The following is a 21,058-nucleotide window of genomic DNA, read 5'->3' as shown; positions in this document are numbered from 1 at the left end:
GGTAAGACATGAGTAATGTAACAGTTGTTGATCATCCGTTGATACAGCACAAACTTACAATTATGCGGAACAAGGATACGTCGACAGCTAGCTTCCGCCGCTTGCTTCGCGAAATCGCGCATTTGCTTTGCTATGAAATTACCCGCGATCTTGAAGTCGAACAAATCGACATCGAAACCCCTATTCAGCCGATGAAATCGCCTAAGCTAAAGGGCAAGAAACTCGTTTTCGCTTCGATTTTGCGCGCCGGTAATGGATTGCTCGAAGGCATGTTGGACCTTGTTCCAGCAGCACGGGTGGCCCATATCGGCCTATATCGCGACCCTGAAAGCCTTGAAGCGATTGAATATTATTTCAAAGCGCCTTCAGATGTTGCTGATCGGTTGGTTGTTGTGGTTGATCCAATGCTCGCAACTGCCAATTCCGCTGTGACGGCTGTCGATCGGATCAAGCGCCGTGGCGCAGATAATCTTAGATTTTTATGCTTGCTCGCGGCGCCCGAAGGTATCAAGCGTTTTCAGGAAGCACATCCTGACGTGCCGATTTACACCGCTGCAATTGACGAAAAGCTCAACGAAAAGGGCTATATTGTCCCTGGTCTTGGGGATGCGGGCGACCGTATGTATGGCACGCGCTAACAAGGAATGCGATTGTGAACATTGATGAATTGGTGGGTGAGTGGACTTTGATTTCAGCTGAAATCACAAAGAATGGTGAGACCACCTCCATTCTGGACCCCAATCGCAGCTATATCAAAATGTTCACGCGCAACCGGTTTGCCTTTTTCTCTCGATTGCCAAATAGAGAAAATTTTTCAAACAATGCTACCGATGCTGAATTAATGCTCGGCGCGAAGTCGTTTGATGCGGGCACTGGACGGTTTGATCTAAATGGCCAAGATTATATCGAACATCTCGATTTTTGCTCTCATCCCAATTATGAGGGCCAATCGATTGCATTCAAACTCACCTATGTTGATGAAGTTTTGACACAAGAGGGGATTTATCCCCTCAAGCGTTTAGGTTTTGCAGATGCCGACGGGTATCTGGTTGAGACCTACAAGAAGCTAGCCAGCTAATCCTTTTAGCGGCAACCCCAACGTGATCAGCTCTTCTCGCAATTGGCTTGGGGACTTAAAGTGAATTGCCTTCATGCCAACATAACGCGCGGCGGCGATGTTGGGATAGCTATCGTCAATGAACACACATTGATCAGCGCTAAGGCTGTACCGGTCTAAAAAGCGATGGTAAATGCGGTAATCAGGTTTGACCAACCGCTCATTGCCCGAAACAACAATACCGTCAAATTTTTGTAAAAACGCATACTTTTCCAAGCATTCGTGGAACTTTTCACGCGAGAAGTTTGTTATGGCAAAGGTCGGGATTTCGGCGCCGATCAATTCATTATGAATGTCGATCGTTCCGTCGTAAAGACCTGTCAGCATTTCGTGCCATCTTATGTTGAATGCAGTTATTTGATGAAAATATTGCGGAAACTTATTGGCTTTCTCTTCAACGCCTTCTTTGTAGCTCTTACCGGCATCAAACTCTAAGTTCCAAAGTCCATCACAGATATTGTCGTAAAACCATTGCGCGTCTTCTTCGGTATCGAAAAGCTTGCGGAATAAATACATTGGGTTCCAGTCAAGGAACACACCGCCAAGGTCAAAGACCGGGATGAGATGGTCCGTCATAATTCAAATTCCAATGTTCGGTTGGTGCAGAAGGGCCAATGCGACTAGTTCAAGCTTATGCCCGCATCAAAACGCGGTCGATAATAATATGTTTTGCTCAGGGTAAATCCCGATTGAAAAACATACTCAATAATTGGACGCCATTCAGTTGTGGCCTCGCCGATGATCAAGTGTTTTTCTTTTGATTGGACAGCCATATGGGGGGGCAATGCCACTGTGGCGCCTTGTGCATGCGCCGTCCCTCCATTGTAGCCACGGCTCCATTCAACCGTAGCAACCCCTTTATCATCGACGTCAACGCTGGTTACAACTTGTTTTAAATCGGCTGATGGATAGGGAGCCATGGTAAATTCTGCGGCTTCAAAATAATCGTCGACAGTGTTTCTGTTGATTACACCATCCGCGCGGGCAACCAGATCACCCACGGAACCGGCAACAACCGCAAGCCGTCGATCCATAATGATCAACCGGCTTGATTCAGCGATGCCAATATAAGTGAATAACAAGACAGGCAAAATCAACGCAAATTCAACCGCTGCTACTGCCCTGTCGTTTTTGCGAAATCCATTAAGCAGGAAAGCGAAGGACAAAACTATGCGGACAACTAAAGTGATCATGGGAATGGCTCATTCATGAAAACGCGAGCAGATGAAAGAACTACGGAATTTCCATATTTTGCAAATCCAAAATCAAGGCCCAAAAATGTGTCCCATTTATAATAGGCCTCGACGAGCATTACTTTGCTTGGTTTACCAGCTTGGAAACTCTCTGGTAAAATCCAGTTTCCATCACTGTCGACAGGCGGGCTCGTATCTGCGACGGAAAACGAAGCAATGTGCCGCACACGCAGTTTAATCAACGGGCAATCAATTAAACCAAATGTATGGTCACAAATTCTGTCTTTGAATGTTTCTGGTGAATAGTTTGATGCGGCTGCGTCGCCAATCATGATCAGGCGCGATGCGTCGTCAACCGCACTGTCAAATACTTGACTAATCAGCAAATATATACCGGTCTCTAAAATGATACCAATAAGCGAGAAGAATGGTAGCGCGAGTAGGGCAAATTCAATCGCAGTGACGCCATCATCCTTTTGCGGGAACATTTTCGCTTTGCGAAAAAGTAAATTTTTGAATGATCGTAATCGCATCAATTTTATACCAAACAGGAAAATGTCAGGCTGCATTATCAATCAAAAAGCTTACAATAGAATTGATGAAAATGCTCAAAGCCAAATCTTGGCGCATTTATCTATTTTCTGCGCCGACTTTTGCTGCACTGGCATGTGATTGTGCCACGTCTTCTACAAAGTCAGGATGGTCACCACCAAGGGCCATTGGCTGGCAATTTGGTGCGCACGACATAGACGTTTTTAACATCCCTTGAAATACAGTCACTAAGTTTTTGCTATCCGCTCCCACATGAACGATTAAATCGGCAATAGGGTTACCCACTGAATCAAGAGCAATCAAATTGGTGCTGCCATAACCCTTGCCCGTAAGAACTAGAGTACGAGGATCTTGGATTACTGCGTCTGCAATAACAGGATTGCCAATCACAACCGTTGATGCGGCTGAAGGTAAGCGTAAAATCCGCGCCATGTTCATCATCACGTTTACTTCGCTCTGTGAATCTGATGCAAACGTAGAACTGGACATAAACAGTCCGATAACGATCGTGAAGACTGCCGCGGCTGCTTTTGCTAATGTCATGATTTACCCTGCTTTACTAAAAACTCACCCTAAAGATGCCTAATAATGGTGAACAAATAGCAAATAAGAGTGATGTCATCAGGTTTTGGCTGTTCCAATAGAGAAATAATAAGCTCTTGAGGTCTTCTCAGTGGGGCGAGTGATTTGTTAACTATATACTGTAAGAGTTTGCTAAGTATAAGTAAAATCAAATGGTTGGGAGCAAGTGCAACCCGCCATATTAACTCAATCTCAAGAAACCGCACCTAATGTTGCCCGTGAGTTCGGTGGTGAGGATCGAACAATATTTTTGTCACATTGTGACATCGAGCAAGGAGCAATAAAATGAACTTGGTGAAAAAGTTTCTAAATGACGAGTCTGGTGCGACAGCTATCGAATATGGTTTGATCGCGGCGCTTATTTCAGTAGTTATCATTGGTGCAGTAACTGCGTTGGGTGGTCAGCTTTCCACTGTGTTTAAAAGCGTCGAGACTGCTTTGAAACCAGCGACTTAATTCTGAAAGTCGCAGCTTGGCGACGCTTAAAGCAAGATTTTTAAGAGGGGCAATTTGCCCCTCTTTTTTTTATCCAGTTTACGTGGGCCTAACTATTGTCGGTTAATTTGTGCGACAAATCGGTTTTCCGTAGATCCAGGATATTTGAATGTTTTACTCAGCGTTAGCAATTATATTCCCGTTTATAATGGCTGTTGCGGCAGCGTATGATTTGCTGACCATGCGTATTCCAAACTGGGTTTCATTAGCGTTGGTTGCAGTTTTCGTAATTTGCGGTTTCGTCGTCGGGTTGCCTTTGCAAGAGATTGGTATCCATTTCTTGGTTGGCATTGCAGTTCTCATCGTGGCATTCTTATTGTTTATCCCTGGATGGATTGGCGGCGGCGACGCGAAGTTTGCAGCGGCTATCGGCTTATGGATGGGGACCGCAAACATATTCGAGTTCTTGTTGTACTCGGCATTCTTTGGCGGAATATTGACGTTAGTATTGTTGCTATTTAGGTGGAAGGTGCCAGTTTCTGTTTTGCCCAAAGCAGAATGGATACTTCGCTTACACGACAAATCCGTCGGTGCGCCATACGGAATTGCTTTAGCTGCAGGTGCGATGATCGTCTATGCAGAGTCAGCAATTTACATCGGCTTGATGTTGCCATAATCTGAGTTTGTTTGAGACTTTCCTACGATTCAGTTTTCATTAACATTAATTACAAAGGCTCAGTTAACCAAACTTTGACCCTTTGAAACGATACTCCGTTAAAAGTGATGTGTGATTTTGTGCGCATCATTATGTTTCAACCGGGGTATGAGTGTAATGAAACCGGCGCGTATTTTACTATTGGCCGTAGCTTTGTGTGCAGGCGGACTGGCCGCATTTTTTGCATTAAACAGCAGACCTTCAGGTTCCGATTCGGAGCAAGTGGCTGAACCGGTCGTCGAACGAACACGGGTTCTCATAGCAACCCGGACAATCGGCATTGGTGAGCGATTGTCCTCCGATATGCTTGGCTGGCAGTCTTGGCCCGAGGACGGTATCCGCTCTGAGTTTGTTACAGATAGAGCCTTGCCTGACGCGATTAGTCAGCTAGATGGTGTTGTTGCGCGTTTTGAAATATTCGTCGGTGAGCCAGTTCGCGAAGCCAAGTTGGTGCGAGCCGATCAAGGATATTTGTCAGCTGTTATTGGCAAGGGCATGCGCGGCGTATCGATCACCGTGTCCGCCGAATCTGGTGCAGGTGGTTTTATTGTTCCCAATGACCGCGTGGACGTAATTGTTACGCAACCATCAGAATTTGGTGAAGTGTCACAAACGGTGTTGACCAATGCGCGTGTGTTGGCGATCGGCCAACGGATCGGCGAAAAGGGTGAGACTGGTGAAAATACTGACCAAGATGTCGTATTTGACGAAGACACCATTGCCACGCTGGAGTTAACCCCCGCCCAGTCAGAAATCATCGTAAATGCGTTAAAAGTTGGGGAACTGTCTTTGACGCTGCGTTCAATCGTTGATTTTGCAGATGGGCCCGCGACCGATGCGCTCAGTAACAATTCAACAATACAGTTTATCCGAGCAGGTCGCTCAACTTCAGCGCGCACGAGTGTGCCGCCAGCCGCGGATTTGGGTGTCGTATCCAACACGCCGCAACCGATATTTAGCCAACGTCAAAATGACGCTACCAGAAATAATGCTGGAGCGCGTAATGACGGCGGCCAAACACCACCAGTATTGCAATAGGAGTAGATGTGATGACAAAATTTGTTTCTGTTGCAAAGCCGCAATTTGAATTGGGTGCAATTGTTCGTTTGACCATGTTGATGATCATTCTATTTGGTGTCGTCATCGCGATGACACCACAAGCTCAGGCAGCCGCAGGCCAGCTAAGGATATCGCGCGGCCAAATCGGCAAAGAACATCGTATTGAACTTGGTAAAAACAAGTCGTTGGTCATCGAGTTGCCAGCAGATGTTAAAGAGATGGTGGTCTCTAACCCGGGCGTGGTGAACGGCGTTATGCGGTCAAAACGCCGCGCGATTATACAAAGTACCGAGCTTGGCGAAGCGAATGTTCTGTTTTTGAATGCACATGGCGCGCCCATCGCTGTAATCGACGTGACCGTGCGCCAGTCAAGTAAGGGACTGGAAGCTTCCATCCGTCGTTTGGTACCCAATAGCTCTATTTCAGTAGAAAACTTCAACGGAAAACTCGTACTGTCGGGCATGGCACAAAGCGCGGACGACGTTAATCGAGCTGTATCAATTGCGGGTCAGTTTACAGAAAAACCTGAAGACGTAGCGAGCGTCATTAACGTTCGCGGCGCACAACAAGTCATGCTCAAAGTTACTGTCGCTGAAGTGCAGCGTGAAACCGTCAAGCAACTTGGTATCAACCTAAGCGGCAGTCTTAAAGTTGGCGGGCTTACAACCTCTCTAGTAACTGCCAATAGCCTGGGTGGCGTTTCGGGTGTATCCGCCCCAAATACCCTGAAATCTGGATTTTCGTTGGGCAATCTTTCTGTTGATGCAACCATCAGAGCGCTGGAGCGACGTGGTGCCCTTCGAACGCTAGCGGAGCCAACGCTTACGGCCATATCTGGCGCAGAAGCGGAATTTCTTGCCGGTGGCGAGTTCCCAATTCCCGTGGGTTATAAAGACGGTGAGATCACATATGAGTTCAAGAAATTTGGTGTTGAGTTAAAATTCACGCCAGTTGTGCACTCTGGTGGTTTGATCTCCATGCAAGTGGAAACTTCTGTTTCCGAGTTGAATGCTGAGGGCGGCTATGTTGCCGGTAATGTCACCATTCCAGCAACCAAAGAACGCAGGGCCAAAACATCGGTTAAATTGGCCTCTGGTTCAACTTTGGCAATCGCTGGGTTGATTGAAGAAAAACATCGTCAGCGGTTTAACGAAGTACCAGGTTTGGGCAAAATACCAATTTTGGGCACATTGTTCCGGTCGCGCGATTTTATCCGCTCAGAAACGGAATTGCTGATCTTGGTCACTCCTTATTTGGCCGAGGCAGGGATGAAACATGACTTCGATTTGCCAACAGATAGGATCGAATTTTCCGATGATGCGTCTGCGTATTTCCTGGGCCATATGGAAAAAATGTACGGTGTTGGCAACAAAGAAAATGGCGATTTGCAGGGCTCTGTTGGCTTTGTACTTGATTGAGCGTACGCGGATTGAATTTGGAGTATTAAGATGAGTGACCACAATGATGATCCCAGCGCGCAAGAGAGCGCACCAATAGTTGGTGCGCGTTTGGTGCCCCATATTACCATTCAAGCATTTTGCGAGAACGCAAAAACCGCTCAAATGGTTGAGCAAGCTGTTGGCGATCGTCGAATGAATAAGGTGGCGCTGACAACCCACAATGGCGGCATAAACGCGGCGATCGAAATTTACCGCGTCAACCCAACACCGAACTTGGTCATCTTAGAATCTTCGCTTCAGGCAGACGAGTTGTTGACCGCGTTAGAAAATCTAGCTGGCGTTTGCGACGCGTCGACCAAAGTCATAGTGGTTGGGCACGCCAACGATGTTGAGCTATATAGAAAACTTATTCGGTTTGGCGTTTCAGAATATCTGGTGATGCCGATCGCGAGTGTCGCTCTGGTTGACACGATTTCCGAGCAATTCGCTTCTGATGCAGCCGAGCCGATTGGGCGCACAATTGCCTTTATGTCGACCAAAGGTGGCGCGGGATCCTCAACAATTGCCCACAATACAGGATGGGCAATCTCCCAAGCCGTACGGCGCGATGTGTTGATCCTTGATATGGACTTGCCGTTTGGCACCGCGGGCCTGAATTACAACCAAGAACCGCCTCATGGTTTAGCCGACGCTGTATTTTCCGCTGACGCCATTGATGATGTTGTTATTGATCGGTTGATGTCTAAATGCGCCAACCACGTAAATTTGTTGACCGCGCCGGGAACACTTGATCGCGACTATGACTTTGAAGAGCGTTCATTTGAACAAATTATAGAAATTTGTCAGAAAAATATTCCGATTGTGGTGTTAGATTTACCGCATACATGGAATGCTTGGGTGCGGCATACATTGTCGACAGTTGATGAAATTGTTGTGGTTGCGGAGCCAGATCTTGCAAATCTGAGAAACGCAAAGACCATGTTGGATAAACTAAAAGACCTGCGCCAAGGCGAGTCTGAACCGCTATTGGTGTTGAACAAGGTGGGAGTGCCAAAGCGTCCTGAGATCGCAACCAATGAATTTGGTGCTTCGATTGACGCTGAATGTTTTGCGCAAATTTCGTTTGAGCCTGCCCTATTCGGGTCGGCTGCAAATAATGGTCAAATGATAGCTGAGATTAGCTCATCACATAAAATCAATGATGTTTTTAATAAATTGGCGATGAAAACCACCGGTCGCGATGAACAGGCGAGCACTGACCGAGGCGGTGTTTTGCCTGGGTTATTGAAAAAACTAAAACTCGCGTAAGTTCGACTTTGAGTTAGGGTAATTATGTTTGGTAAACGCACAAGTTTTGGCGGTAATACAAATGGCGCAGCACCAAAGGCAGCGCCAGTAGCGAAGCCTGAACTTTCTGCAGAGCGTGCAGCTCCGCCAAAACAGCAAAAACCGGTTGTGGCTGGCCATACTGCACAAAAATCTGTTCCAAAAGCCGAACCCGTAATCGACGTGGACGGTGACGTTAAAAAACGTGGGGCAGATTCGGAATATTTTAGAACCAAATCGTCGGTGTTTAACGCACTGATCGATTCTATCGATTTGAGCCAACTGGCGACAATGGAAATTGAGTCAGCGCGTGAAGAAATTCGCGATATTGTTTCAGAAATCATCGCGCTAAAATCCATTGTTATGTCTATTTCTGAGCAGGAAGATTTGCTTGAAGACATTTGCAATGATGTGTTGGGCTATGGTCCGCTTGAACCATTATTGGCCAGAGATGATATCGCCGATATTATGGTCAATGGTGCGGTTCGCACTTACATCGAGGTGGACGGTAAGGTCCGTCTGACCAACGTGCAGTTCCGTGACAATGCGCACTTGATGAATGTTTGCCAAAGAATTGTGAGCCAAGTCGGACGGCGCGTTGATGAATCAAGCCCGATTTGCGATGCGCGCTTACCCGATGGTTCCCGTGTGAACGTAATTGCGCCACCATTGGCTATTGATGGGGCTTCGCTCACCATCCGGAAATTTAAGAAGGACAAGCTGACCCTAGACCAGCTTACAAAGTTTGGTTCGGTCTCACCCGATGGTGCAGAAATTTTGCAAATTTTGGGCAAGGTTCGGGCAAATATTCTGATTTCTGGTGGTACGGGTTCAGGTAAAACGACATTGCTAAACTGTCTAACGGCTTTTATTGAGCCCGATGAACGCATCATTACTTGCGAAGATAGTGCCGAGCTACAACTTCAACAGCCTCATGTTGTGCGTCTTGAGACGCGCCCACCTAACCTTGAAGGCGAAGGCGAAATCACGATGCGTGATCTCGTAAAGAACTGCTTGCGGATGCGCCCCGAGCGAATCATCGTGGGTGAGGTTCGTGGGCCTGAAGCATTTGATCTATTGCAAGCAATGAACACAGGTCACGACGGCTCAATGGGAACGCTACACGCTAACTCACCTCGTGAAGCTCTTTCACGACTTGAATCGATGATCACAATGGGCGGTTACGCTCTCCCATCGCGCACCATCAGGGAAATGATCGTTTCATCCATCGATGTTGTTGTTCAGGCTGCCCGATTGCGTGACGGCTCTCGGCGTATCACCCATGTGTCCGAAATCATGGGCATGGAGGGTGACGTCATCGTAACCCAAGACATCTTCCTTTACGATATTGTAGGCGAGGACGCGAACGGTGACCTAATTGGTCGACACAGGTCAACTGGTATTACCAAGCCAAAATTTGCAGAACGCGCACGCTATTATGGTGAAGAACTGAATTTGATTGAAGCGCTTGAAAGAGCAAATGTTGAAAAAGCGGGGGCCGCATAAATTATGTCACCACTCGTACTTATTTTGCTGTCCGTTCTAGCCGTTGGTGCTGTTGGCTTAGCATTTGCACCCGGCATGTCTGGCGGTGGACGCGCAGACAAACGCATTAAAGCCTTATCAGCCGGAGAACGTGCTGGGGGCCGAAAGCGTCGTGATGATCCAAAAAAGAAACTGTCTGAACGGCGAAAGTCCCTTCAAGACATTTTGGATGAACAAAGTGATACAAATAAAAAAAACAAACGAGTCTCGCTTAAGAAAAAGCTAGCTCATGCGGGCATGCGGGTTTCGGTGGGCGCGTTTTGGCGCAACGCTGTTATTTTTGGCAGTCTTGTTTTTATCGTCGCATGGGCAACTGGTGTACCCCTTTTGTTTGCCCTGGTTTTTGGTGCCGCTGGCACATACGTCGTTCCAATGTGGTATGTGGGTCGCCGTACCAGAAAGTATCAGGCCAAGTTTTTGGATGAGTTTCCTAACGCGGTTGAAGCCATTGTTCGGGGTATCCAATCTGGTATGCCATTGAATGAATCCATGCGCGTGGTTGCCAGCGAAGCCAAAGAGCCGGTGAAGACAGAATTCACGCGCCTTGTTGAGCAGCAGGCTGTCGGCAAGAATATGGCTGAAGCAGTACCCATTTTGTTTGAACGTTTGCCAATCGCCGAAGTAAACTTCTTCGTCGTCGTGATTACCGTGCAGCAGCAGTCGGGCGGCAACCTATCTGAAGCGTTGGGTAACCTTGCGGTTGTTTTGCGCAACCGTAAAAAAATGAAAGCGAAAGTGAAGGCTGTATCCTCAGAAGCGAAAGCATCTGCAGGAATTATTGGCGCGCTTCCATTTGTTGTGACGATCATGGTTTCGTTGGTGACGCCGACTTATATGGTGCCGATGTTCACAACCCCCACTGGTAATTTGATGTTAGGAATCGCGGCGTTCATGATGGCATTTGGCGTGTTCGTAATGAGCAAAATGATTCAGTTTGACTATTAAAACCAACCTTTGAAGCGAACTTTTAGATGAATATTGTCGGCACAGTTACCAACCCAGACTTTCTCGTCGCAGTGCTTGCTGCTATATCTGCTGCGGCGATTGTTTTTACGTTCGGTATGCAGTTTAGCGACAAGAAAGATGTGAAACATCGCATCAAAAAAGTCGCGATTGAACGCGAACGGCTAAGGGTAGATGAAATTTCTAGGCTGCGTGGCGAAGATAAAAACGCCCGTAAGAAAAAAGAGTCATCCGAAACCGTCAACAAAATCGTGGATCGGTTTGATCTCAAAAAAGCATTTGCGGACGAGCAGACCACAAAAAAGCTCGCACGCGCTGGATATCGGGGCCCAACTGCCGTAACAACATTTGTCTTCCTGCGGTTTGTCGTCCCGCTTGGAACTACTGTTTTAGCCCTTTTTTACTTCATGTTCGCGTTCAACAAGGGCGGCCCGCTTTATTTGTCAATTACCTACGCGATCGGTGTGGGTATTGTTTCGTCTTACTTGCCTGTGGTAATGCTTAAAAACCAAACCACCAAACGCCAACAATCCATCCGCAGCTCTTGGTCTGATTGTTTGGACTTGCTGCTTTTGTGCGTGGAAAGCGGCATGTCGATTGAGCACGCCTTTAACAGAGTTGCCAAGGAAATCGCGGTCCAAAGTCCGGAACTGGGCGAGGAACTGACTTTGACCACCGCTGAACTGTCGTTCTTGGATCGTCGCTCACGGGCTTACGAAAACATGTCAGATCGCACGGGACTGGACGAAGTGAAATCCGTTATGACGGCGCTTATTCAGTCAGACAAATATGGTACGTCTGTGGGCAGTTCGTTGCGGGTAATGGCCGAAGAGGGCCGAGAAATGCGCATGATGGCGGCTGAGGCAAAAGCCGCAGCGTTGCCGCCCAAATTGACCGTTCCACTTATTCTCTTCTTCCTGCCGGTCTTGTTTATCATGGTCATGACGCCAGCACTTATGTCCGCATTCAACTAACCAAAAAATCTCAGCCCGTTGGATGGCACACACAAAGTGTTTGTGCTCGCCATAAAGTTGGCACCAATAAGCGCCGGAATTTCTTGAAATCAATTGGAATGGATTAAAATCTTGACCAATGAGGGGCTATTTTTTGCCCTTGATAAGGTCCCACTTGTTCTGTTGGGTCAGAAGTGCGCGGATATAGGCCATATTGCTTTCTACAGCCGCAGGTTCAAGCTCTTGGGCGTAAATGCCACGCGCCTCGTCAAACCGACCTTGAAGACCAATAACAAGCGCTAGATTTTGCCTGACCTTACCGGTCGCGCCGGGCAGGGTGGTGGCTCTTTTAAGATTGCGCTCTGCTTTGTCCAAATCGCCAGTCATCGCATAGGATAGGCCCATATTGGCGTAAAGCGATGCTTCATTGGGCGCTACGACCAAGGCTTGACCGTAAAGTGAGCGGGCTTGCGCATTCTTGCCCATCTGATCAAGAATAGCGCCTTTAACACTCAGTACATTCCAGTGCGGCGACTCGACTTGAATTGTTGCGTCAATAATGTTGAGCGCTTGCCCGAACTGCCCGTTTGACGCCAATGCCTTTGCATAAGCTAAGGCAATATCCCTGTCCTTTGGATTGTTCAGTCTTGCTTTTTCAAGCACAGATACCGCTTGCCCGGCCTGTCCTGCGGAACGCAAAGCGGCTGCATAATAAACAGTGATGCGCGTATCGCGTGGGTTTTTTTGGTATTTTTGACCCAAATCCTGAACGGCGCCAAGTTTTTGCGCCTGCGTCATCCCAGAAAAATCGGGTGTGCGAATTGTGTTTCCACCACCGCGGCTGGCAGCACATGCGTTTAAGGCAACTGCCGCAACACCAGCAAGGGCCAATATCCGTAATTTTTTAAGGTGAGATGAGCGAAGCATTTGCGTGAACTTTTCTCCAACTAAACACAAGCCACAACAAAAAGGCTCCTAAATTCAATAAATCATTAACCCTAACAGGGCGTTAAAGAGACTTTGGTTGAACCATTTGCAAATCGTTGAATTCAGCGCTAACCCTGTAAGTAACATCATAGATAAGACGGGAAATTATGACCAAATCCATCACATGTGTGTGGCAAGGTGATCAGAGCCAACTTGCAGCATTAAACGATACGCAAATGGCTTGGCTCAAGGCGAACGATTTCGAAGGTAAAGCGGGTAGCTTGCTCGCGGTGCCTTCGGCAAACGGCAATATTGATCAATATGTGTTTGGTATGGGCGAAAAAGGCAAATCGCATCCCATGGTTACCGGACTTGCTGCCAGTAAGCTTCAAAATGGCGAATTTGATCTGCACGGCGAATTTGAAAACCCAGAAATCGCGGCACTTGGATTTCGGCTTGGCGCCTATCAATTTAACCAGTTCAAAAAAAGCGACAATTCTGTCTCACTCGGCAAGCTATCTGGCGCTAATGGCGCTGAAGTTTCGATCATGGCAGAAGCGGCAGAAATTGCGCGGGATTTAATCAATCGCCCCCCCAATGACCTTGGACCGGATAATTACGAGAAATATATCCGTGAGTTCGCCAAAAAACACGGCGCAGAAGTGCGCTCAATTGTTGGCGAAGATTTGCTGGATCAAAACTTTCCGATGATCCACGCCGTTGGTCGCGCATCGGCACAAGCGCCACGTTTGCTTGATTTTACCTGGGGGCATGAAGATGCGCCAAAGGTCACTTTAGTGGGCAAAGGCGTGATTTTTGACAGCGGTGGTTTGGACATCAAGCCAGCCTCCAACATGCTTTTGATGAAAAAGGATATGGGCGGCTCTGCCAATATTTTGGGTTTGGCCCATTCCATCATGAGCGCAAAACTTCCGGTGCGCTTGCGTGTGCTTATTCCCGTAGTTGAAAACGCTATTTCAGGCTCCGCTTTCCGCCCGGGTGACATCTTGCCGTCACGTAATGGCATGAGCGTTGAAATTGGCAATACAGATGCCGAAGGGCGCTTGGTTCTGGCAGATGCTCTTAGCTTAGCGGATGAAGAAAGCCCTGAAATCATTATTGATATGGCAACGCTGACCGGCGCGGCGCGGGTTGCTGTTGGTACAGAATTAGCGGCTTTGTTTTCGACAGATGATGAATTTGCAAATGAACTGATGGCACAAGGTGTTCCTTCGTCCGACCCAATGTGGCAAATGCCATTGTGGGACAATTACGATGAGATGTTGGCCTCACCCATAGCTGATGTGAACCACATGTCTTTTGGCGGGTACGCTGGTGCCATCACAGCGGCTTTGTTTTTGAGAAGGTTTGTTAAAAATGCCAAAAGCTGGAGCCATATCGATATGATGGCTTGGGCAGACAAACCACGTCCCGGCCGTCCATTGGGTGGCACGGAACAGGGACAACGCGCAGCCTACTTGGCGCTTAAAAAGCGTTACCCTAAAACCTAAAGATTAGGCAAATTGTTGCGCGGCTTAATAGCCGCGCGACACATCTACAATATGTTTGAGTTCACCAGTTTCTTCGTACCGAGCGATTTGCGACGTGACCAACTTAATGCCCGCATCTAGGCCGGAAATGGCAGCGATGTGAGGGGTGATGTAACAATTGTCCAACACCCACAATGCACTGGCTTGAGGCAAGGGCTCAGTTTTGAACACGTCAAGGCTGGCAGCACCTAGCGTGCCGTCTTGAAGAGCCACTGCGATATCTTCTTCATTCTGGTGGCCGCCGCGCGCCGCGTTAACGATTGCGGGTCCACCCGGCAAATGGCCGCGTCGTAATTTCTTGAAATTCTCCATGCATAAAATGTCTTGGGTTTGTGGCGTAAACGGCAACAAGCACACCAAGATATCTGTGCGGTTGAGAAAAGCATCAAATTGATCAGCGCCGGAAAACTCTTCGATAGTCTCAATGTTTTTTGGACTACGCGACCAACCAGCGACATTATATCCCAAATGGCTCAATTTCTGTGCAGCGTCGTTGCCCAATTGGCCAAGTCCCATAATGCCCACATTGATGGTTGATGCGCGTTCAGGATAATATTGATCCCATGTTTTGCTCTTTTGCTCTCGCATATAGCGGGTCATTTGACGGTGATGCATACCTACATTGGTCACAACATAGTCGGTCATACATTGGGTGAGTTCGTCATCAACAAACCGAACGATCGGCACGCCTTTAGGAAGCCTGGGGTGTTTGACAATACCATCAACGCCAGCACCCAGTGAAAAGATCACTTCAAGGTTTTCAAGCCCATCAAATGCATCGTTTTCAGGTTTCCAAACATAGATGTACTTAATCTCTTTCGGGTCAAAATCATCTGCGCGGGTCACAATTTTATGGTTGGGCAGTGCAGCCTGAAAGGCGCTGGCCCACTCTTGTTCGCTTACATCAGTCAAATGCATCAAAAGGGTCATCAAAATACTCCAAAAAAATAAAGGCCGCACCAGTTTATGGCACGGCCTTTTTCAATCGTCTAACCGCATAATGCGGAAATCGTTCGCTTACTCTGTTGGCAATGCAACAGGAGATGCAGACAATGTTTGCAAGTATGCGAGCAAGTCTGCGCGATCAGTTTCTTTTTTCAAACCCGCAAAGCTCATCTTTGTGCCAGGTGCGTAGTCTTTTGGTTTGGTTAGGAATGCATCAAGGTCTTCGTAAGTCCAAGTGCGGCCTTCGGCTTTATAGCCGACAAGTACGTCGGAATATCCAAATCCATCGACACCAGCAACCGAACGCCCGATCACATCATAAAGTGCAGGGCCAACTTTGTTCGCGCCGCCAGCTTCAGATGTATGACAAGCTGAGCATTTCTTAAATACTTTACCGCCTTTTTCAACGTCAGCGCTTGCAAGCAATACAGCCAATGAAACTGCTTCAACTTGTATTTCTTCGCCGCTGTCGACTTGCCCCTCGCTAGCTGCTTCCAGTGTATAACCACCGCCAGCGCCTGCTTCTGTGTGATAAGCAGCTTCTGCCAAGAAACCAACGCCCATGATGAACAAAAAAGTGCCCAGAATTGCACCGAAAATTTTCTGCAGGTCAATCGAATTCATTTTATGCCTTCTCCACGCCATCGCCCCAATTCCGACGGCAAATTTGCATCGCTTGAATACCACTATCCAAACCAAACTGATTCCCGCAAGTGATTTGCGAAACCATCTATTCGCGCGCGGACCTTATATAGTAGGGCCGCACCGCGCAACTCCCTACATGCAATCTGCGACATTTCCGCATAATGGCAACCATTTATGAACGTCGCAACATATGATGAACGTGCTATCTATGATTGAGCTTAGCGCATTGACTCTTAACCAACGCTTGTTGATATTGCGCAACGAAATTCATAAATAGATCAAGGTTTACATCATGTTAAAAGTGGCATTCCAAGGCGAAAAAGGTGCATTCGGGCACGCGGCGGTCAATGCCGTTTTTCCGAACGACGAAGCTTTGCCATGCGTGACCTTTGAAAACACAATTGCTGCTGTGCAAAATGGTGACGCAGATTATGCCATGGTGCCAGTTGAAAACTCGCTGTATGGCCGCATCACAGATATCCACCATATTTTGCCCGAAAGCGGCCTCAAGATCATTGGTGAGCACTATCATCGGGTGAATATGTGCTTGCTTGGTATCAAGGGCACTGCATTGGATGAGGTTGAAGAGGTGCAGAGCTTGTCGGTCGCTCTTGGACAATGCCGAAAATTTATTCGTGATCACAATTTAAACGCCATCAATGCTGTGGACACCGCTGGGTCCGCCCGCGAAGTTGCAGAACACAACGATAAACGCCGCGCCGCTATCGCATCAAAACTTGCTGGTGAAATCTACGGTCTTGATCTGTTGGCAGAAGACATTGAGGACGAAGATCATAATACCACTCGCTTTTTGGTTATGTCGCGTGAGATGGCGGATGTTGAAGCAAACACACCCGACATAAAAACAACCTTTGTTTTCCGTGTGCGCAACGTGCCTGCCGCGCTCTATAAAGCGATGGGCGGCTTTGCCACTAACGGCGTCAACATGACCAAGCTTGAAAGCTACATGGTTGATGGAAACTTCACGGCAACTCAGTTTTACGCAGATATTGAAGGCCACCCCGACGATCTAAGCGTTCGATTTGCCATGGAAGAGTTGGAGTTTTTCACCGACTACATCAATATATTGGGCGTTTACCCTTCCAAGAAAAGCTAAGATGATGAGGGCAATGTGCAGGGCTCACGGGTTGTAAATACCAAAACGCAATCCAGCTCTTGCAATCTAGGTGAAGATAACCGATATAGTCGCGTTGGGAGGTTGGTGCGGACGAACCGCTCGCCAACTGGGTCAGGTCCGGAAGGAAGCAGCCCTAACGAGTTTGGAACGGGTCGTTGCCAGCCTCCTACCATTTGCTTTGCGCAAAACATTAGGACATCGCCTTAGAATCGGTGTCAAATGGCGCTCGTATTTCTCACTCAAATGGCGGATCAAAAATTGGCGGATAAACAAGAATCTTATTTGGTACTTGCCCGCAAATACCGCCCAGAGAGTTTTTCCACATTCATTGGCCAAGAGGCCATGGTGCAAACGCTCAAAAATGCATTTTCTTCAAATCGCATTGCCCACGCCTTCATGCTTACGGGCGTACGCGGTGTTGGTAAAACCACCACGGCGCGCATTTTGGCGCGCGCGCTAAATTTTGAAGATGATAGCGGCGCACATCCTTCCCTAGACTTAGACGTTGAAGGCAAGCATTGTCGCGCGATCATTGAAAGCCGCCATGTGGATATCATCGAAATGGATGCCGCATCGCACACCGGCATTGATGATATTCGCGAAATTATTGAGAGCGTACGCTACGGACCTGTTTCAGCACCCTATAAAGTATTCATCATCGATGAAGTTCACATGCTTTCCAAAGCTGCTTTCAACGGCCTACTGAAAACGCTTGAAGAGCCGCCCCCGTATGTGAAGTTCATTTTTGCGACCACCGAAATTCGCAAAGTGCCGATCACTATCCTTTCCCGTTGTCAGCGTTTTGATTTAAGACGTGTCGGCCCAGAAACCTTGGCTGAATATCTTGGCGGCATATTGGAAAAAGAGGGCATCACCTTCGAGCCTGATGCCTTGCAACTTGTCATCCGTGCGGGTGAGGGGTCTGTGCGGGATAATTTGTCTTTGCTCGACCAAGCGATTGCCCACTCTGGTGGCGATATAAAAGCCGAAACCGTTCGCCAGATGCTCGGGCTTGCAGATCGGGCATTGACCCTTGATTTGTTTGAGACCTTGATGAAGGGCGATGCAGCCGGAGCCTTAGAGCAGTTGCGCCACCAATATGATGCAGGGGCAGATGCAGCAACAATCATTACGGACCTTGCCGCCACTACCCATCTCGTGACGCGCCTAAAAGTTGTGCCCGGAGCCGACAAAGATCCGGTTTTAACCCCGGACGAAAAGGTCCGTGGCAAAGAAATGGCAGGCAAACTCAATATCCGCGTTCTGTCGCGCACATGGCAAATTTTGAATAAAGGCATTGGGGAAATCAACAATGCCCATGACGCGATACAGGCCGCCGAGATGGTATTGATCCGTCTGGCCTATGCTGCGGACTTGCCATCACCTGATGAGTTGATCAAAAAACTGGAAAATCTTCCTGCGGGCGCAAGTACAACGCCAGTGCCAACACAAAACAGTGCTCCACCAACCCGTCCCACTGGCGGTGGTGGCGGCGGAGCCATGAAGGCTGCCGGTGGCGGACAACTGCAAGCGGTCAGTGTTAATCACGCGCCGATGTCGTCCAACTCGCCTGAGCCGACCATGAAGCTGGATAGCTTTGAAGCAATTGTTGCATTGAGCGGTGAGCGACGCGAGCTCATTCTAAAGCACGCCTTGGAAGCCCATGTTAGCCCAGTCTCAATCGCCGACGGACGTATTGAAATTGCATTGACGCCGGATGCCGATGCGAGTGTTGCTCAGCATTTGTCGCAAAAACTGAAGGAATGGACCAACCAGCCTTGGATGGTCACCATTTCAAAACAGCCAGCGACGAATACAATCCGCCAGCAAAAAGACCGCGAGGCAGAAGATCAACGCGAAAAGGCGATGCAGGATCCTTCGGTCAAAGCAATATTGGAAGCATTTCCAGGCGCACGGTTGGTCAACGAAAAATCACTTACAGACAATGAGCCTCCAGCCGAGCAATGGTTGGAAAACAGTCTAGAAGATGAAGGAACAGATCTATGAAAGACATGATGGGCATGATGAAAAAAGCTCAGGAAATGCAAGCCAAGATGGGCGAGATGCAGGCTGAGTTAGAAGCCACAGAAGTGCAAGGTTCCGCTGGTGCTGGCATGGTTGTGGTGACATTGACCGGCAAAGGCGATATGCGCGGTGTAAAAATCGATCCATCTTTGCTCAAGGTTGAAGAAGCCGAGATTTTGGAAGATTTGCTGATTGCCGCCCACGCGGATGCGCGCAAAAAAGCTGAAGAAATCAGCCAGTCAAAAATGCAAGAAATGACGGCCGGCCTGCCAATTCCTCCAGGCATGAAATTGCCGTTCTAAGAACGGGTGCGATTTTTAAATGAACAACCAAAACGGCGGCCCCGAAATTGAGCAACTCATTCAGCTTTTGGCAAGATTGCCAGGGTTGGGGCCACGTTCTGCGCGCCGTGCTGTGCTGCACTTAATCAAGAAAAAAGACACGCTGATGGTGCCGCTCGCCTCCGCGCTTGATCGCGCAGTCGACACCGTTGTGACCTGCGCGCAATGCGGTAACGTTGATACAAAATCTCCCTGCAATATTTGCACCGACCCCCGTCGCTTGGCGACAGGCATGCTGATCGTCGTTGAAGATGTCGCTGATCTTTGGGCGTTGGAGCGCGCTGGCACCGTCAAATCGCTTTATCACGTGCTTGGGGGAACGCTTTCGCCCCTTGATGGCGTTGGCCCAGAAGACTTGAATATTGCCCCACTTGTCGACCGGGTGGGTAAAGGCGATGTGCGAGAAGTGGTCCTCGCGGTAAACGCCACGGTCGATGGCCAAACCACCGCCCACTATGTGACCGACCGTCTAGAAGGCTTTGACATCAAAATCACACGTCTCGCCCACGGCGTGCCAGTGGGCGGTGAGCTTGACTACTTGGACGAAGGCACACTCACTCAAGCGCTCAGCGCTAGAACAGATTTCTAAGCGAATATGTTGGAGGGAAAATGGCGCACAACACAGACTTGGTTAGTTCATATCTCGATACACTTAATCAGCTAAAAACAGGTGATGAATTGGCCAAGTTCTTTCACCCGGATGTTCAACAAACCGAATACCCCAATAAGATCACACCAGAACGAGTTGATCGGGATTTGTCAAAAATTCTTGAAGGGGCAGAACGCGGCGCGCAGATTTTGAGCGCGCAAAATTTCACTATCAATAATATTATTGCAACCGATAAAAATGTTGTTGCCGAGCTAACCTGGACAGGAACAATGGCTATTCCTTTGGGTTCGCTGGGCGTTGGCGACGATATGGTTGCTCACATTGCCTGCATTTTTGAGTTTAAAGATGGCTTAATTTTTCGCCAGCGCAATTACGATTGTTTTGAGGCATTTTGAATTGGGACAAACCCTAAATCCAATTCGTCACGAAAAGCCAAACTGCAACAACTCCAAGCATGCCGCCAAACAACCAGTTCATCCGTTGAAAGTTTTGCCGTGAGCGGAACCCTTTTGCCAACCTGTCGCTGACCAAAATCCAAACGATGAAGGCAAAGAGGTTGTGAACGGTGAAGAAGCTCGAAATCATCAAGTTCGCCAACATTGGATTTTCAGGCAGTAGTTTTGCCGTTGGAAATTGTGTGAACAGTAGGGCAATGATCACATAGGCTTTCGGGTTGAACGCCAACAACAAAAAACCATCCATAAAACTTGGCACATTCTGCACGTCCGGCGCATCCGAGATTTTTGATGTGGCGAGTTTGAAAGCCAAATACAGGACGTAAATGGCACCAACTGAGGCGAGGAATTTAGTGAAACCCGCATTGTTGGACGTGCCGATTTCAAATCCCAATCCCACCAAAAACGTGATGACCATTGTGCCCACATGATATCCCGCAAGTGCGGGAATGCTGGCCGCTGCGCCAAACCGTGCGGAGAGCGCAGCGAAGAACAAATTCCCCGGCCCCGGGGAAAAGGCAAGTGGAATGAGAAACAGGACTAGAGGTAAAACATATGACATCTAAGCAGCCTTACTAAATT

At 48.2% G+C, this 21,058-nt stretch carries 24 protein-coding genes and 1 other RNA gene; 17 read left to right on the top strand and 8 right to left on the bottom strand.

Annotated features, from left to right (window positions below; translation table 11 throughout):
• Nucleotides 1-8 precede the first annotated feature (8 nt).
• Nucleotides 9-638, top strand: a complete 630-nt coding sequence (gene upp / locus ACSHWX_RS03080) for a uracil phosphoribosyltransferase (protein WP_435666718.1) — start codon at nucleotides 9-11, stop codon at nucleotides 636-638.
• Nucleotides 639-652: 14 nt separating this feature from the next.
• On the top strand, nucleotides 653-1,078 hold the full coding sequence (locus ACSHWX_RS03075; protein WP_435666717.1) for a lipocalin-like domain-containing protein: 426 nt from the start codon (nucleotides 653-655) through the stop codon (nucleotides 1,076-1,078).
• Here the strand turns inward: ACSHWX_RS03075 and ACSHWX_RS03070 are convergent.
• The 4 genes from ACSHWX_RS03070 to ACSHWX_RS03055 form a co-directional block, all read right to left on the bottom strand.
• Nucleotides 1,067-1,693 carry an HAD family hydrolase gene (locus ACSHWX_RS03070; protein ID WP_435666716.1) on the bottom strand — a complete coding sequence of 209 codons (627 nt, stop codon included), beginning with the start codon at nucleotides 1,691-1,693 and terminating at the stop codon, nucleotides 1,067-1,069. The two genes, ACSHWX_RS03075 and ACSHWX_RS03070, sit on opposite strands and share 12 nt — an antisense overlap.
• 44 nt (nucleotides 1,694-1,737) lie before the next feature.
• Complete coding sequence (locus ACSHWX_RS03065; RefSeq protein ID WP_435666715.1) at nucleotides 1,738-2,310, bottom strand: TadE/TadG family type IV pilus assembly protein; 573 nt, start codon at nucleotides 2,308-2,310, stop codon at nucleotides 1,738-1,740.
• Nucleotides 2,307-2,798 (bottom strand): TadE/TadG family type IV pilus assembly protein, encoded by a 492-nt coding sequence (locus ACSHWX_RS03060; protein WP_435666714.1) that lies wholly within the window; start codon nucleotides 2,796-2,798, stop codon nucleotides 2,307-2,309. The genes ACSHWX_RS03065 and ACSHWX_RS03060 overlap by 4 nt, the downstream gene beginning before the upstream one ends.
• Nucleotides 2,799-2,940: 142 nt before the next feature.
• Nucleotides 2,941-3,405, bottom strand: coding sequence for a pilus assembly protein N-terminal domain-containing protein (locus ACSHWX_RS03055; RefSeq protein ID WP_435666713.1), 465 nt, complete (start codon nucleotides 3,403-3,405; stop codon nucleotides 2,941-2,943).
• Nucleotides 3,406-3,729: 324 nt separating this feature from the next.
• Between ACSHWX_RS03055 and ACSHWX_RS03050 the strand changes: the two genes are divergently transcribed.
• The 8 genes from ACSHWX_RS03050 to ACSHWX_RS03015 all read left to right on the top strand — a co-directional run bounded on the left by ACSHWX_RS03050 (nucleotide 3,730) and on the right by ACSHWX_RS03015 (nucleotide 11,861).
• Nucleotides 3,730-3,900, top strand: coding sequence for a Flp family type IVb pilin (locus ACSHWX_RS03050; RefSeq protein WP_435666712.1), 171 nt, complete (start codon nucleotides 3,730-3,732; stop codon nucleotides 3,898-3,900).
• A gap of 148 nt (nucleotides 3,901-4,048) precedes the next feature.
• The gene (locus tag ACSHWX_RS03045; RefSeq protein WP_435666711.1) at nucleotides 4,049-4,555 is read left to right on the top strand and encodes an A24 family peptidase; all 507 of its coding nucleotides are present in this window, start codon (nucleotides 4,049-4,051) and stop codon (nucleotides 4,553-4,555) included.
• 156 nt (nucleotides 4,556-4,711) lie between these two features.
• Nucleotides 4,712-5,632 (top strand): Flp pilus assembly protein CpaB, encoded by a 921-nt coding sequence (gene cpaB, locus ACSHWX_RS03040; RefSeq protein WP_435666710.1) that lies wholly within the window; start codon nucleotides 4,712-4,714, stop codon nucleotides 5,630-5,632.
• A gap of 11 nt (nucleotides 5,633-5,643) precedes the next feature.
• Nucleotides 5,644-7,071, top strand: coding sequence for a type II and III secretion system protein family protein (locus ACSHWX_RS03035; RefSeq protein WP_435666709.1), 1,428 nt, complete (start codon nucleotides 5,644-5,646; stop codon nucleotides 7,069-7,071).
• A gap of 30 nt (nucleotides 7,072-7,101) precedes the next feature.
• On the top strand, nucleotides 7,102-8,361 hold the full coding sequence (locus tag ACSHWX_RS03030) for an AAA family ATPase (protein WP_435666708.1): 1,260 nt from the start codon (nucleotides 7,102-7,104) through the stop codon (nucleotides 8,359-8,361).
• Between the two features lie 24 nt (nucleotides 8,362-8,385).
• Nucleotides 8,386-9,885, top strand: a complete 1,500-nt coding sequence (locus ACSHWX_RS03025; RefSeq protein ID WP_435666707.1) for a CpaF family protein — start codon at nucleotides 8,386-8,388, stop codon at nucleotides 9,883-9,885.
• 3 nt (nucleotides 9,886-9,888) lie between these two features.
• A complete protein-coding gene (locus ACSHWX_RS03020; RefSeq protein ID WP_435666706.1) occupies nucleotides 9,889-10,869 on the top strand; it encodes a type II secretion system F family protein in 981 nt (326 codons plus the stop codon).
• 26 nt (nucleotides 10,870-10,895) lie between these two features.
• On the top strand, nucleotides 10,896-11,861 hold the full coding sequence (locus tag ACSHWX_RS03015; protein WP_435666705.1) for a type II secretion system F family protein: 966 nt from the start codon (nucleotides 10,896-10,898) through the stop codon (nucleotides 11,859-11,861).
• 126 nt (nucleotides 11,862-11,987) lie between these two features.
• Here the strand turns inward: ACSHWX_RS03015 and ACSHWX_RS03010 are convergent, their stop codons facing one another.
• A complete protein-coding gene (locus tag ACSHWX_RS03010; protein WP_435666704.1) occupies nucleotides 11,988-12,767 on the bottom strand; it encodes a tetratricopeptide repeat protein in 780 nt (259 codons plus the stop codon).
• A 167-nt stretch (nucleotides 12,768-12,934) separates the two neighbouring features.
• Between ACSHWX_RS03010 and ACSHWX_RS03005 the strand changes: the two genes are divergently transcribed.
• The gene (locus tag ACSHWX_RS03005) at nucleotides 12,935-14,278 is read left to right on the top strand and encodes a leucyl aminopeptidase family protein (RefSeq protein WP_435666703.1); all 1,344 of its coding nucleotides are present in this window, start codon (nucleotides 12,935-12,937) and stop codon (nucleotides 14,276-14,278) included.
• Nucleotides 14,279-14,302: 24 nt separating this feature from the next.
• Here the strand turns inward: ACSHWX_RS03005 and ACSHWX_RS03000 are convergent, their stop codons facing one another.
• Complete coding sequence (locus tag ACSHWX_RS03000; RefSeq protein ID WP_435666702.1) at nucleotides 14,303-15,247, bottom strand: 2-hydroxyacid dehydrogenase; 945 nt, start codon at nucleotides 15,245-15,247, stop codon at nucleotides 14,303-14,305.
• A gap of 87 nt (nucleotides 15,248-15,334) precedes the next feature.
• Nucleotides 15,335-15,886, bottom strand: coding sequence for a c-type cytochrome (locus ACSHWX_RS02995; protein ID WP_435666701.1), 552 nt, complete (start codon nucleotides 15,884-15,886; stop codon nucleotides 15,335-15,337).
• Between the two features lie 313 nt (nucleotides 15,887-16,199).
• On the opposite strand from ACSHWX_RS02995, the gene ACSHWX_RS02990 reads away from it, so the two are divergent.
• From ACSHWX_RS02990 to ACSHWX_RS02965, 6 genes are all read left to right on the top strand, one after another.
• The gene (locus ACSHWX_RS02990; RefSeq protein WP_435666700.1) at nucleotides 16,200-17,024 is read left to right on the top strand and encodes a prephenate dehydratase; all 825 of its coding nucleotides are present in this window, start codon (nucleotides 16,200-16,202) and stop codon (nucleotides 17,022-17,024) included.
• Nucleotides 17,025-17,119: 95 nt separating this feature from the next.
• An RNA gene (gene ffs, locus ACSHWX_RS02985) (signal recognition particle sRNA small type) lies at nucleotides 17,120-17,217 on the top strand.
• A gap of 47 nt (nucleotides 17,218-17,264) precedes the next feature.
• Nucleotides 17,265-19,052 (top strand): DNA polymerase III subunit gamma/tau, encoded by a 1,788-nt coding sequence (locus tag ACSHWX_RS02980; RefSeq protein WP_435666699.1) that lies wholly within the window; start codon nucleotides 17,265-17,267, stop codon nucleotides 19,050-19,052.
• Entirely contained in the window at nucleotides 19,049-19,372 is a 324-nt protein-coding gene (locus ACSHWX_RS02975) for a YbaB/EbfC family nucleoid-associated protein (protein ID WP_435666698.1), read from the top strand. Before ACSHWX_RS02980 ends, ACSHWX_RS02975 begins: the two co-directional genes overlap by 4 nt.
• Nucleotides 19,373-19,391: 19 nt before the next feature.
• Nucleotides 19,392-20,000 (top strand): recombination mediator RecR, encoded by a 609-nt coding sequence (gene recR / locus ACSHWX_RS02970; RefSeq protein ID WP_435666697.1) that lies wholly within the window; start codon nucleotides 19,392-19,394, stop codon nucleotides 19,998-20,000.
• 20 nt (nucleotides 20,001-20,020) lie between these two features.
• A complete protein-coding gene (locus tag ACSHWX_RS02965) occupies nucleotides 20,021-20,416 on the top strand; it encodes a nuclear transport factor 2 family protein (RefSeq protein ID WP_435666696.1) in 396 nt (131 codons plus the stop codon).
• A gap of 13 nt (nucleotides 20,417-20,429) precedes the next feature.
• Here the strand turns inward: ACSHWX_RS02965 and ACSHWX_RS02960 are convergent, their stop codons facing one another.
• Nucleotides 20,430-21,038, bottom strand: coding sequence for a LysE family translocator (locus tag ACSHWX_RS02960; protein WP_435666695.1), 609 nt, complete (start codon nucleotides 21,036-21,038; stop codon nucleotides 20,430-20,432).
• Between the last annotated feature and the right edge of the window lie 20 nt (nucleotides 21,039-21,058).

Source organism: Maritalea sp., assembly GCF_051251695.1.
In the GTDB taxonomy this organism is placed as follows: Bacteria; Pseudomonadota; Alphaproteobacteria; order Rhizobiales; family Devosiaceae; genus Maritalea.
The sequence above is the reverse complement of the archived record's forward strand: the minus strand, read 5'-3'. Positions and strand labels throughout refer to the sequence as shown.